Here is a 12304-nt window from a genome sequence, read left to right as displayed (position 1 = left end):
TTATTTTCCTTGCGCAGCAGCGTTAGCAGCGTTGTCAGCCAGTGCCAGCTTAGGCACTGCCAATTTAGGTACTGCCAGCTCTATGCTCTGGCCATCTTTAAAGCTAGAGCTAGGGCTGCGCATGACGATGTCGCCGGCAGCCAAACCGCTACGGATTTCAAAATCGCCGGTGCGCGGATCACGCCTGCCGATTTGCAGATCGACGCGTGCCAGACTCTTGCCCTTGATTTGCCAGGCGTAAGATTTATCGCCGACCTTGACCAAAGCCGCCTCCGGCAGTGTCAAGGCATTCACGCTCTGCGCCTCGATATTGCCTTCGGCATACAGGCCCGAGACTTTCGGTTGTGCGACATCGGCAAACGCCACCAAGACTTCGACCTGACGCGTGACATCGTTGGCGGCCGGGTCTAGCCGCGTGACCTTGCCGCGAAACTCTTGTCCTGCATAACCATTGATGCGAAAGCTCACTGACTGCCCTACCTTGACCATGGCAATCTTGTCAGTAGAGACGCGGCCGGCAAAACGCATACTGCTAGGATCTATCACTTTGAGCATTTCCTTGCCGATTGAGGCGGTGTCACCGGCCGACACTTTCCGTTCACTGACGATGCCGTCAAACGGCGCGCGCAGCACTGTGCGTTGCAATTGCTGACGCGCTGCCGCGGCCCGTGCTTTAGAGGCCGAGAGTTCGCTCTGCGCCGTGTTCTTGCGCACCTCAGCTTCATCGAGTGCCTGCAAAGATGCCATGCCCGAAGCGCGTAGGGTTTTGAGTCTTTGCAAGGCGCGCTCGGCCTGGTCTAGCGACATGGCGGCGCTGCGCGCATTGTCTTCGGCAGAGTTGAGATTATCGCGGATCGAGGTTTCATCGAGTTTGACCAAGACATCGCCGCGCTTGACGGTTTCACCATTTTCTTTCAGCACCTGCAGTACCACGGACGACACTTCAGAACGCAGATCGGCCTTGCGCTCAGGCTGTATCGAGCCGGTGATCACCGGGCCGGAAGCGAGTGCATTGCTTTGCACTGTCAGGATGTCTTCGGCTGCGATGAGTAATTTGGGCGCTGGCTTTTCGTTCTTCTTTTTATCGTCACTGACTTTTTCTGCTACCGCGCTGGCGCTGGTAGCCGCCTCGCCACTTTTGGCATCTTTCTCTTTGTCATGACTACAGGCCGCCAGAGTGGCGGTGATGGCGAGTGCGATGAGTGTTTTAGCTAACATGATAGATCCCTGGGCTTGCAGCATTGTTGTAGGAAATACGGATGCTGGAGTATCACTGAGCAAGCCAAGCGCTTCAAGGGCCAAGGTTTTGAATGGCGATTTTAATGGGATGAAGCGTCAAATTGCGGGGATGAGTTGTGTTAATACTTGGATATTTGCAGGGTGGCGATCGCCCTAGGAGGACGGGTGCCTAGGCCAGTCGATGTTAAAACGTCGCTGGATACTGCCGCTTTACTTGCGTTAAGCCTCGTAAATACGGCACACTTGTTAAATGAATCAAATTTCCCATCAATTTTATACAAGCTTTTCCAGCTTGCTTGCCTTGCGCTTGCAAAACGGGGTTTTTATATACGCTAGTTAAGACACATATGAAACGCCCGAACTTACTCTTGTTTGACCTTGGTGGCGTGCTCGTAGAGAACGTTTGCTTTGAGCGCTTAAACAAACTCTTGCCATCAAATTTGTCCAACACGGAAATTAAGAGTAAGTGGCTTGCTAGTTCTATAGTCAGAGAGTTCGAACTAGGTATCACATCGCCGCAAATATTTGCGACGCGCTTGATTGAGGAATGGTGCCTTCCGCTCGACGTTAGCACTTTCCTCGCCGAGTTTGCTACATGGCCGAAAGCTTTCTACCCGGGCGCAATCGAATTACTAAAACAGCTGCGTCAGCAATATACGGTGGCATGTTTAAGTAATTCGAACGCCATCCATTGGCAGCGTTTCAATGGCTTTCGTGAGTATTTTCACTTGTCGCTTTCCTCGCACCTGCTGGGGTTTATCAAGCCGGATTCGGCATGCTTAGTACGCGCACTTCATGAATGCGGTGAGGACGCTGACGCAACGATTTTCTTCGATGATTCGCTAGAGAATGTTTACTCCGCACGCAAGCTAGGCATACGCGCATTTCATGTTTGTGGTTTGGACGAAGTCGAGCGTGTGCTGAGAGAAAATTCGCTGCTTTAGTGAGCACAAGCAGGGGCAGATGCAAAGCGAAGTTATGTAAAAACGCGGCTTGCATCCATCCTAATTGAATTAAAAATGGGCGGTCTAAAGTTCCAAGTGCAACACTAGATTTTTAGAAGAGGCTGATTGGTAGCCTCTTCAAATGTTAAGCCATCAAGCATGTGTGTCCACACCTCATTTGGTGTGCGTCCTTTCAGCGTGACACGAGGACGTTCATTTAATTTCATGGCAATGCGATTGAGCTGATATTGCGTGAGCGCTGACATATCCATGCCTTTCGGTAAATATTGACGCAATAAGCCATTGGTATTCTCGACGCCGCCACGTTGCCAGGGGCTATGTGGGTCGCAAAAATAGACCTTGATTCCAGTGGCATCCGTGATCCGTTCGTGCTCTGCCATCTCTGAGCCCTGGTCGTAGGTCATGGTGAGACAGGCTCCGAGCGACATTTTAGATAAAACACAGGCAAAACCCTGGTAGGCAGAATAAGCGTCGCGTCGCTCTAATTTAATCAGACTCACGCGGCGACTGGTCCGCTCGTAGAGGACGCCAACGGCACCGGGCGAATGAATGCTGCCCAGTAGTAAATCGCCCTCGAAATGCCCCAGACGCGTACGTAATTCCACCTCCTCAGGGCGCGCGTGCACCAGGTCTTTAATCCATGGTTTACCATTGCCTTGCGTGCGCTTTTACGTTTTTTACCTTCCTGCCGCAAGTTGCTCACTATCTGGCGTTTTAATTCGCCCTTAGGCAACAGGTAGATATGGTGATAGATCGTTGTATGTGACACGTGATAATCCGGAGTATCTGGAAATGCTCTTTGCAACCATAAAGAAATCTGATTCGGTGACCAGGCCCGTTCTAGTTTAAACCGGACTTTCGCCCATAATCCTTCCGCATAGCGCGAGGCCAATTTGCGCTGTCGTCTGGCAATATGACGTTTCTGATGCGCTCTTTGGTGCGCATGGATGGGTCTATATTGGCCATGCTCATCGCAACTTCTTTTTACCTCGCGACAAATCGAGGTGACATTGCGCCCCAGTTGCCTGGCTATCTCTCGCTTGCTTTGCTTCTCCTGTAACTGCCTTGCGATAAATTCTCGTTCTAACTCAGTTAAATGTGTGTAGCTCATATTTCACTCCTGTCTTTTTGAAAGTGTACAGAAGTGTTGCACTTGTTACTTTAGACCGCCCCCCCTGGCCACCACGCATATCCCATGCGGCTTGCAGGCCATGCCGGCCTGCAAGCCGCACCGGTATTGCGCGCTGGGCTAGTCGTTTTTTAAGATTGATGCAGGCTTCGTTGTGTTCCTATTTCGTGTCGACGATCTCGGGTCCAGGCTGGACGTTGGCAAAGTCCACAGATTGTCCGCCTGCCAGTAGCGGGCCGCTGCGGAATACTTCTTTGTGGACGATGCGGCGTAAGCGTATATCGATCAGGGTGGTGCTGTTGCGGCGCAGCGCAGATTCCAGCATTTCCTTTGTCGCCTTGATCTCGCAGGGCAGGTAGTGTACAAAGCCCGTATCGGGTCTGGCGATGATCTTAAAACCTAGCATGCCGGCACCCGGCAGCGCTGCGCGCAGGATATTTCCTTCGTCATCGACAATCGCATCGCAACCCTTCATGACGTCGCGGTTGAAGTAATAGGTGATCACTTCCGGGTTGCGCTGATTGCGCTGTCTATCGACAAAAAATCCCTGGGGTAAATGATTCGGGTCGGCCTCTGGTCCGGCGGTCAGTAGTAAATCAAAATCGCTGATGGCATGGCCCTGGTCGTCGCGCACCCGAAAGATCAACATGGCATGCTTGTCGTGGAAAAAATGGGTGTCGGCGATCAGAAAATGTTTTTCGGTTTCCAGTACTTTACGCGCTTGTACCTGCTCAGTCGCAATCGCAAATTCGGCACACAGGTTGGCGTATTGCGCGCTGGTTTGTACCTGCAGGCATGCCAGTATGGCCGCCACGGTGGCCGCGCTTTGGGTATCGCTGGAAGCTGCCTGGACGCTGCGCATGATGCCCATTTTTTCGCCGGAATGGGATTTCCCGGCCAGCACCAGTAAGGCGCTTTGCGGTGCCTGTTGATACTTACCCACTTCCAGCGTCGCGGCGAGGTACATGCCTGGCTGGGCGGGGTCGGGTTTGGGCGGTTCTTGTACCAGACCCAAGTAAGCGCCTTGCAGATGGGCTGCAGCGGTACGTACTACGCCATCGCTGCCGATCTCGCCGGTATAGGTATTGAGGTTGTCGTAAAAGGCGCGGTCTATGCTCTGCCCGGTCAGCACAAACGGGAAGCAACCGTCTGGGGCGATCTGGCTGCCGTCGCTCATAATCCAGTCGGTATTGAGATCCCAGGAGGCATTGCTGCCTAGTTCTAGCCAGTCGAGTACGCCTTGACCAGGCTCTACGCCGCCCATCCATGCCTTTAATCTGCCTATGCGCTGCTTGCCCAATTGCGCCAGCGCCGAGCCGTAATTGGCAGGTGCCAGCATGATCAAATGACTCATGGGGCAGATGCCGGCTCTAGCGCGTTGCTGGTAATAACGATGCCACCAGTCGCGTACTACCGGGCCGCCGGTGGAGTGGGTGATGCAGATAAAGCGCGTGCCATCGGCCAGTACCGCGGACAGTTGATCGTGGATGGCGCAATCAAAGGCATGCGTAATATCACTGAGCTGCACCTCATCGTGAAAGCTGATATAGCGCCCCAGAAAAATATCTTCAACTTGTAGCACCAGTCCGGCGCTGGCAGCTTCCAGACGCAAGCGTTCTGGCAAGGCGCCGTAAGTATCGGTATTGGTCACGCTCCAGCCGTGTACAAACACCACGCATAAATTTCTGGATTGTTCTTTGATTGCAGTCGTGTTTATTGTCGTTGGTGCCGGCATCTGGTTTCCTGTTTTTCTGAGGCTTTAGGCAAATAGCTTGAGGGCGCGCTGCATATCGATAGGCGTGTTGCTGCTAAGATTTAGAAAGTAGTGTAGTTGCCAGGCTTGCGTGCGCTGCGCTTGCCGGTTGAGCGTTTGATCCCAGGGCGGATAGACGCGGATGGCGCGCTTGCCGCCTTGCCCGTTTTGCGCCACGATATCCTGTTGTAGCAAGAGCGCCATCGGGAAGATAAACAGCCCAAAATTTTCTGCATGACGGCATGCGATCAACGCATAATCTAATGGGTCGTCAGCATCAAATGGCTGTATCGTGCTTTGCCCTATACGCTTCCACAGCGTGACAAATTGGCCGATCTTGGTCGGGGTAATTTTGGATAGCCGAAAGCGTATCGCCTTGCCGTTTAGGGTGAAGCTGGCAGCTGCGTACTCTGCGCTTTCCGCTTCTTTTTGTGGCGCGCTGTAGCTGAAATTGTTTGGATCAAAAACCAATTGTGTGATCAGCTGTAGATCTAGCATGGCGTGCTGCATAAATAGGAGGGGTGAGTTTAAGGTTGATGCAAAGTCTTGATTAAAGCATTGTATCCTTTATAACTCTCGGTGTCAGCGCTGGTCATTGCCCGCATTGGCTGCGCGCATAAAAAAAGCTCGCACGCGGCGAGATTTTTTTAAAACAGCGGCGGGATTTATCCCAGTTTTTTGACGTCCACACAGCCGATCGAGTAAGCTGCTGCGAACGAGCAGATCACGCTTTGTCGGCCACCGCGCTATCGTTGGTAGTAACCGAAGCTAATGCGAACGCTTCGTTGATTTAGCGTATCGAGAGGAACGCGCTGAAAGGTATTGCTCTTTTCGAGTATAGGACAAAGCTGCACGAAATCGCGCGCGGTCATAATTGATTTGCTATTTACCCTGGGCTCGTCCAGCAACACGCGATAGGCCGGAGACTTATTTGCGGCCCGGCGAAAAGCCTGCAAGAGTTATTTCGCCGAGGCGAAATAGTTTTTTCGTGCTGGTTTTTTGTCACTGCGAAGGTATCAGGCTGCGGGCAAATCTGGGGGGGAGCGTAGTCATTGATGATTTTTAACGGTTTATTTATTTTTTTAGGGGAGATTTTTTTTCGTCCACTTGTCCCATAAACTTTCGGCTAGCGTTTTGATTATTACCGACATGGGAATCGGCTCGTCATTAAACCAGGCGGCCAGAAATTTATTCTCCCGGGTTAATCGCTCATTGAGCTCATCGAGGTCGACAATGAATGGGGTCACCGGACCATAGTAGTCGGTTTGGGGGCCAATCGGTACGAAGCGAAAGCCCATCTTGTCCAGTGAACGCGCTAATGATCGCTCCATGGCGGCAAACAAAAAACGAATGCCATTTTGACGGCTATGCCGGTACATTTCCCGGTATAAGCCGAGTAACAGCATAGGGCTATTTCCCTTTCGTCTATCACCGCCGTGATGCGGTTGTATCGCGGCAGTTTTGCCATTTTTTGCAAAGGATTCCGAAATCCCTTGCATGGAGTCGCCGCGCCGGCGCCTGTGGGTTTTTTTGACGACCAATCGGGAAATTTCACTAGCTTGCTCCCTTGGTGGCATTACATAGCCGTCAAAAACGCTGCAATGGCTTTCGAATGGATAGATTTGTTTGTCGGCCGGTTGCACTAGCCTGACTGTGCCTATGATCATGTCATCAAGCGTAAACGCCGCAAAATGCACTGAACATGCGTCATATTCATCGCTTTCTAAACCATTCTGAAACTCCTCTGGAGGGAGGTAGTGACACTCGAGGCAATATACTTCATAGCGAAGCGCAAAAATTTCATTGAGTAATGCCGACTGTAAATCGTTCTGCAGTTTTTTACGGAACTTAAAATAAGGAACCAATAAGTCCCGCTTGCCTAACAGTCTCTGGATTACCATTGCCTAGCCCCAATATGTTGCACTACATCGTGTTAATGCGGAGACTCTACGAATTACGGTTCTGTCGCGTTCGTTAAACAAGGCAAATTTTGGGAGGAGTTCACTTTCTGTTGCAAAAGGGGAAAATTCTCCGGGCGATACCTAAAATTGATCAGTGCAAGATCTCTCTTTTTTATCTTAGGACTTACGCAAAATTGTTCTCGCTAGGCGTACCGCCGAAGACTTACTTTAGTACGGCAAGGCGGATGCAACGAAGCTGGGGCGATTTTGCGTAAGTCCTTTATCTTCTAAAATCCACTGATCCGTGTAAATCATAGGCATTAATGTAATTTATGACAATATATTTCTCACATCATAACGTGCTTTGAAATCTCATATGGAATTGATGATTCGATATTCTTCATAGGTTTTTAGCTCCCCAAACACAATAAGCGCGTGAGTATTTGCAGGAGATTTTGATTTTTTAACGTATTGCATTCACGCATCAAATCCCAGGGCCTGAGCGGGGATTTTCTTCGGTAGGGGGAGCCAGGTGGGATACTTGCCAGTAGAGAATAAATTGCGCCGCTGCCGTATTTTTCCTGTCAATCTGCAGCATAAAGGCGTTGCGCCAAGTATCAGACGATTACCAGAGTGGCAATGGTTTATTGTCTGATGCCGCCGGTTCAAGGCAATTCAGAGATTCTTAAAACATCAGCATTTATCCTGAATAATCGGATAGCTGGATTTAATGCACACAGCCATTTAATACTTGTCGAAATATCTTACATTTTTTACATTTGTTTGCATTTGTTTGCATTTTATAAACCTGTTATATTTTTTTTAATATAGATATCAATAGCCTACGAGATTTATTTGCTGGTGGCACGCTCATTGCTAATGTCAAGTGAAGGCGTTCACGTATCTTGTTTCTAAATTGAACGACTTAGTGATTGGATACCTCATCTTTATTGTGTAACGAAAGGAATTGATATCATGAAACTCAATACATTACGACAAGCTTTAACGGTATGTGTTATCGCAGCGGCGGCATTTACTTCCATGGCAGCTAGCGCGGTACCTCTGTTTACGTTTACTGAGGCGGGTGGCTTTGTAAAGAACCCAGCCAATACGGCTATTCATTATGGAGTTAATACGGCGGGCAATACTACTGGATCGAATGGCACACTTGGCGTTAATCCTACTTCAACTGATACCTACCATGACATTAGCTGGGGTGTGGGTAACGGCGCAGGCTCTTCGAGTAGCGGTATGAATTTGCAGACATTCGGCGGCGCACTGGGCACTTCCTGGACGACGATGTCTAGATTGTCACACTTTAACAATGTGATTAATGACGCAATTAGCTGGACTAATCAGACCATCCTTGATCGCTTCATGATTACCGACAGTAATGGTGGTGCGTCCGTAGTTTTGGATAATACTAATCCGGTTGAAATTGCATTCACAGAAACTCCGAATACAACGCCGTGCCCAGTTCCAAATCCAAATGGTTCTATTTGCGATGATTCTTACGCTGTTAAGATAGAAGCATTAAAGAGCGTAACATTCACGGCGAATGACAACACTACTTGGATTGTTGATTTTATGCTGGGTAATTTCGTTAATGCCATGTTTGTTGGTCCTAATCTGGTCTACACCGCTGAAGGTGTGACCAGCTCTGTCGATGTGTTGGTCTCTGTGCGCCAAGTTCCTGAGCCAGCGACTTTATTCCTGATGGGTCTGGGTCTGCTTGGTTTTGGTATTGCAGGGCGCCGCAAGTCTGTTTAGTCAGATGGTGCAAATGCAGCACTAAGCTAGGGGCAGTATTAGTATCGGTTTATCGAATCAGGTTTAGCGCCTGAATAAATAAGCTCAAGTAAATGGTTCAGCATCGTTTTGCAATAATACGGCGCTGGATCTTTTTTTTAGCTTTTTCCTTTCGCCGAAGAAGGCGCTAATCTGTAGCCTTAATGCTTGTGCTGGACGCCCATTGTTAGGCATCAAGCGGGTAGACATAAAAAAGCTCGCACGCGGCGAGCTTTTTTAAACAGCTGCGGGATTTACCCCAGCTTCTTCACCACCACACAGCCTATCGAGTAACCTGCACCGAACGAGCAGATCACCCCAATCGCGCCAATGGCCAGGTCTTCCTGATGCTTGTGGAAGGCGATGATGGAACCGGCCGATGAGGTATTGGCGTAAGTGTCCAAAATCGTTGGCGATTCTTCGGTGGTGGCGTCACGTCCCAAGATCAGGCGCGCGATCAACAGGTTCATGTTGAGGTTAGCCTGATGCAGCCAGAAGCGTTTGATGTCGCTGATCTGGATGTCGGCGGCGGCCGTGGTCGAGGTGATCATGGCGGCGGCCATAGGGCAGACGTCTTTAAAGACTTTACGGCCTTGCTGGTGGAATAGTTTGTCTGGCTTGCCTATGCCGGACTCGTCGGCGCGATTTAAGAAACCGAAGTTATTGCGGATGTTGTTCGAGAATTGGGTTTTTAATTTCACTGCAACTACTTCAAACTGATGCTTGGAGGTGGCCAGATCGGCACGCTCTAACAGGATGGCAGTGCAGGCATCGCCAAAAATAAAGTGGCTGTCGCGATCGCGCCAGTTCAGATGGCCGCTGGTGATTTCCGGACTGACCACTAATACGGCACGCGCCTGGCCGCTTTGTATCGCGCTGACTGCCGCTTGTATGCCGAAGGTAGCCGATGAGCATGCCACGTTCATGTCGTAGCCATAACCTTCTATGCCCAGTGCGCCTTGCACTTCTACCGCAATGGCAGGGTAGCCGCGTTGCAGATTGCTGCAGGCGACGATCACGGCATCGACATCGGCCGCCGTTTTTCCAGCGCGTTCTAGTGCCTGCAGCGATGCGGCAACTGCCATTTCACACATGATGGAAGGTTCGTCATCGCTGCGTTCCGGTATCCGTGGCACCATGCGCGTGATGTCCAGAATGCCTTGTTTTTCCATCACATAACGCGATTTGATACCCGAGACTTTTTCGACAAATTCTACGCTCGACGCTTCTAAGGCTGTGACCGAGCCGTCGGCAATTGCAGCGGCGTTATCAAGATTAAATTGCGCCACGTAAGCGTTAAAGCTGCTGACGAGTTCGGCGTTGGAGATGGAGTTGGATGGGGTGTACAGACCGGTGCCGCTGATGACTACTTTGCTCATCTTGATACTTTCTTATCGGGGTGGGCGCGATGCGCGACCATGTCGCACAATTTTACACAAAATTGTCTACGGCAAATAAAAATCAGCGCGCAAATAGAGTACTTATTCGGAAGGTGTGAGTGGGCGCTCGCACCTTCTATTTCTTATGCCGCTATTAAGTTTTAATATAAAATCAAGAAGAGGAAAGCTGTTTTTTATGATGCAATAAATGTTCTTCTATGAAACTGGTGATGAAATAATAACCATGATCATAGCCTTCATGCTGGCGTAAATTGAGCGGCTGCCCCAGATTTTTACAGGCGAGTGCAAACAGTTCCGGGTGCAGTTGCTCTGCTAGATAGGGATCGTTTAAACCCTGGTCGATCAAAATTCCCTCCGGAAAAGGCACACTGCTTTGCGCTTGCATTAAGGCGCTTGCGTCGTAATTTTCCCAGCTTGTTTGATCCGCTCCCAGATACGCGCTAAATGCCTTACGACCCCACGGGCTTTGTATCGGTGCGGCAATCGGGGCGAAGGCTGAAACGCTTTTAAACAGCTCGGGATGGCGCAATGCCAACACCAAGGCACCATGGCCGCCCATAGAATGACCCATGATACCGAGACGCTGCGCATCGACCGCTAGTTCGGTGATCAGCAAGGGGATCAGTTCTTTCGTCAGGTAGCTATGCATACGATAGTGGCGGCACCACGGCTGCTCGGTCGCATCGAGGTAAAAACCGGCAGCCACGCCAAAATCCCAGGACTCGTTGTCGCCGGGAAAATTGGCGTTGCGCGGACTGGTGTCCGGCGCGATCAGGATCATGCCTTCTCTGGCTGCGATAGCCTGAGCTCCAGCCTTGATCATGAAGGTTTCTTCGCTGCAGGTTAGCCCGGCCAAAAACATCAGGGCCGGGCAGTTTTCTCCCGCCAACGCTTGCGGTGGCAGATACACAGAAAAACGCATAGGCAAGCCGATTTCTTCTGACGCATGGCGGTAGAAGCGCTGCGCACCGCCATGGCAGCGGTGCTCGCTAAGTAACTCGAGCTGACTCATCAGAACAACACCACTGAACGTATTGATTCGCCGCTCTTCATCAGATCGAAGCCTTCATTGATGCGCTCTAATGGTAAGCGATGGGTAATCAGATCGTCGATATTCAGTTTGCCTTCCATATACCAGTCCACGATTTTCGGCACATCGGTGCGGCCACGAGCGCCGCCAAAGGCCGAGCCCTTCCATTCGCGCCCGGTAACCAGTTGGAAAGGGCGCGTGCTGATTTCGGCACCGGCTTCGGCCACGCCGATGATGAAAGATTGGCCCCAGCCCTTGTGACAGCATTCCAGCGCCTGCCGCATGACCTTGGTATTGCCTATGCATTCAAACGAATAATCAGCGCCGCCATCGGTCAGTTGCACGATATGATCCACCACGTTCTCAACCTGATTCGGATTGATGAAATGCGTCATGCCGAATTTGCGCGCCATCGCTTCGCGGCGTGGATTGATATCGACACCGATGATCTTGTCGGCACCGACCATCTTGGCAGCCTGGATCACGTTCAGACCGATACCGCCCAAACCAAACACCACCACGTTGGCACCGGCTTCGACCTTGGCGCTAAACACCACGGCGCCGACGCCGGTAGTCACGCCGCAGCCGATATAGCAGATCTTGTCGAAAGGCGCATCGCTACGCACTTTGGCGACCGCGATCTCGGGTACCACGATGTAATTCGAAAAGGTCGAGGTGCCCATGTAATGGAATAGCGGCTTGCCATCCAGCGAGAAGCGCGAAGTGGCGTCTGGCATCAAGCCGCGGCCCTGGGTAGAGCGTATCGCCTGACACAAGTTGGTCTTGCGTGACAGGCAGTATTTGCACTGGCGACATTCTGGCGTGTACAGCGGAATCACATGGTCGCCCTGACGCAGGCTAGTTACGCCGGGGCCGGTATCGACCACGATGCCGGCGCCTTCATGCCCGAGTATCGCCGGGAACAAGCCTTCAGGATCGGCACCGGATAGCGTGTAATAATCGGTATGGCAAATCCCGGTGGCCTTGATCTCGATTAAGACTTCACCGGCTTGCGGGCCTTGCAGATCGACTTCTTCTATGGTCAGTGGGGCACCGGCTTTCCAGGCAACTGCGGCTTTGGTTTTCATAGAGCTATTCT

At 51.0% G+C, this 12304-nt stretch carries 11 protein-coding genes; 2 read left to right on the top strand and 9 right to left on the bottom strand.

The annotated features are described in order from the left end of the window. On the bottom strand, positions 1 to 1218 hold the full coding sequence (locus tag ACO0K8_RS20110) for an efflux RND transporter periplasmic adaptor subunit (RefSeq protein ID WP_422948434.1): 1218 nt from the start codon (positions 1216 to 1218) through the stop codon (positions 1 to 3). A 368-nt stretch (positions 1219 to 1586) separates the two neighbouring features. Between ACO0K8_RS20110 and ACO0K8_RS20105 the strand changes: the two genes are divergently transcribed. Then, positions 1587 to 2183 carry an HAD-IA family hydrolase gene (locus tag ACO0K8_RS20105; protein WP_422948432.1) on the top strand — a complete coding sequence of 199 codons (597 nt, stop codon included), beginning with the start codon at positions 1587 to 1589 and terminating at the stop codon, positions 2181 to 2183. 104 nt (positions 2184 to 2287) lie between these two features. On the opposite strand, the gene ACO0K8_RS20100 is transcribed toward ACO0K8_RS20105, so the two are convergent. The 5 genes from ACO0K8_RS20100 to ACO0K8_RS20080 form a co-directional block, all read right to left on the bottom strand. Beyond that, the gene (locus ACO0K8_RS20100; protein ID WP_422948430.1) at positions 2288 to 2809 is read right to left on the bottom strand and encodes an IS30 family transposase; all 522 of its coding nucleotides are present in this window, start codon (positions 2807 to 2809) and stop codon (positions 2288 to 2290) included. Then, on the bottom strand, positions 2701 to 3315 hold the full coding sequence (locus ACO0K8_RS20095; protein ID WP_422948429.1) for a transposase: 615 nt from the start codon (positions 3313 to 3315) through the stop codon (positions 2701 to 2703). Before ACO0K8_RS20095 ends, ACO0K8_RS20100 begins: the two co-directional genes overlap by 109 nt. Positions 3316 to 3493: 178 nt before the next feature. After that, positions 3494 to 5068, bottom strand: coding sequence for an esterase/lipase family protein (locus ACO0K8_RS20090; protein ID WP_422948428.1), 1575 nt, complete (start codon positions 5066 to 5068; stop codon positions 3494 to 3496). Between the two features lie 24 nt (positions 5069 to 5092). Further along, on the bottom strand, positions 5093 to 5584 hold the full coding sequence (locus ACO0K8_RS20085; RefSeq protein WP_422948427.1) for a MepB family protein: 492 nt from the start codon (positions 5582 to 5584) through the stop codon (positions 5093 to 5095). 584 nt (positions 5585 to 6168) lie between these two features. Further along, complete coding sequence (locus ACO0K8_RS20080; protein ID WP_422948426.1) at positions 6169 to 6987, bottom strand: PEP-CTERM/exosortase system-associated acyltransferase; 819 nt, start codon at positions 6985 to 6987, stop codon at positions 6169 to 6171. 975 nt (positions 6988 to 7962) lie between these two features. On the opposite strand from ACO0K8_RS20080, the gene ACO0K8_RS20075 reads away from it, so the two are divergent. Then, the gene (locus ACO0K8_RS20075; RefSeq protein WP_422948425.1) at positions 7963 to 8757 is read left to right on the top strand and encodes a THxN family PEP-CTERM protein; all 795 of its coding nucleotides are present in this window, start codon (positions 7963 to 7965) and stop codon (positions 8755 to 8757) included. Between the two features lie 272 nt (positions 8758 to 9029). Here the strand turns inward: ACO0K8_RS20075 and ACO0K8_RS20070 are convergent, their stop codons facing one another. The 3 genes from ACO0K8_RS20070 to ACO0K8_RS20060 all read right to left on the bottom strand — a co-directional run bounded on the left by ACO0K8_RS20070 (position 9030) and on the right by ACO0K8_RS20060 (position 12293). Beyond that, positions 9030 to 10154: a beta-ketoacyl-ACP synthase III gene (locus ACO0K8_RS20070; RefSeq protein ID WP_422948424.1), complete on the bottom strand. Its 1125-nt coding sequence runs from the start codon at positions 10152 to 10154 to the stop codon at positions 9030 to 9032. Positions 10155 to 10326: 172 nt separating this feature from the next. Beyond that, the gene (gene fghA / locus ACO0K8_RS20065) at positions 10327 to 11187 is read right to left on the bottom strand and encodes an S-formylglutathione hydrolase (protein ID WP_422948423.1); all 861 of its coding nucleotides are present in this window, start codon (positions 11185 to 11187) and stop codon (positions 10327 to 10329) included. Next, complete coding sequence (locus ACO0K8_RS20060) at positions 11187 to 12293, bottom strand: S-(hydroxymethyl)glutathione dehydrogenase/class III alcohol dehydrogenase (RefSeq protein ID WP_422948422.1); 1107 nt, start codon at positions 12291 to 12293, stop codon at positions 11187 to 11189. Before ACO0K8_RS20060 ends, fghA begins: the two co-directional genes overlap by 1 nt. Positions 12294 to 12304: the final 11 nt, after the last annotated feature.

It is taken from the genome of Undibacterium sp. Ren11W, assembly GCF_049340485.1.
In the GTDB taxonomy this organism is placed as follows: Bacteria; Pseudomonadota; Gammaproteobacteria; order Burkholderiales; family Burkholderiaceae_D; genus Undibacterium.
The sequence above is the reverse complement of the archived record's forward strand: the minus strand, read 5'-3'. Positions and strand labels throughout refer to the sequence as shown.

Coding starts and splice junctions, on each gene's coding strand:
- ACO0K8_RS20110 (WP_422948434.1), bottom strand. CDS start 1,218: ATGTTAGCTAAAACACTCATCGCACTCGCCATCACCGCCACTCTGGCG.
- ACO0K8_RS20105 (WP_422948432.1), top strand. CDS start 1,587: ATGAAACGCCCGAACTTACTCTTGTTTGACCTTGGTGGCGTGCTCGTA.
- ACO0K8_RS20095 (WP_422948429.1), bottom strand. CDS start 3,315: ATGAGCTACACACATTTAACTGAGTTAGAACGAGAATTTATCGCAAGG.
- ACO0K8_RS20090 (WP_422948428.1), bottom strand. CDS start 5,068: ATGCCGGCACCAACGACAATAAACACGACTGCAATCAAAGAACAATCC.
- ACO0K8_RS20085 (WP_422948427.1), bottom strand. CDS start 5,584: ATGCTAGATCTACAGCTGATCACACAATTGGTTTTTGATCCAAACAAT.
- ACO0K8_RS20080 (WP_422948426.1), bottom strand. CDS start 6,987: ATGGTAATCCAGAGACTGTTAGGCAAGCGGGACTTATTGGTTCCTTAT.
- ACO0K8_RS20075 (WP_422948425.1), top strand. CDS start 7,963: ATGAAACTCAATACATTACGACAAGCTTTAACGGTATGTGTTATCGCA.
- ACO0K8_RS20070 (WP_422948424.1), bottom strand. CDS start 10,154: ATGAGCAAAGTAGTCATCAGCGGCACCGGTCTGTACACCCCATCCAAC.
- fghA (WP_422948423.1), bottom strand. CDS start 11,187: ATGAGTCAGCTCGAGTTACTTAGCGAGCACCGCTGCCATGGCGGTGCG.
- ACO0K8_RS20060 (WP_422948422.1), bottom strand. CDS start 12,293: ATGAAAACCAAAGCCGCAGTTGCCTGGAAAGCCGGTGCCCCACTGACC.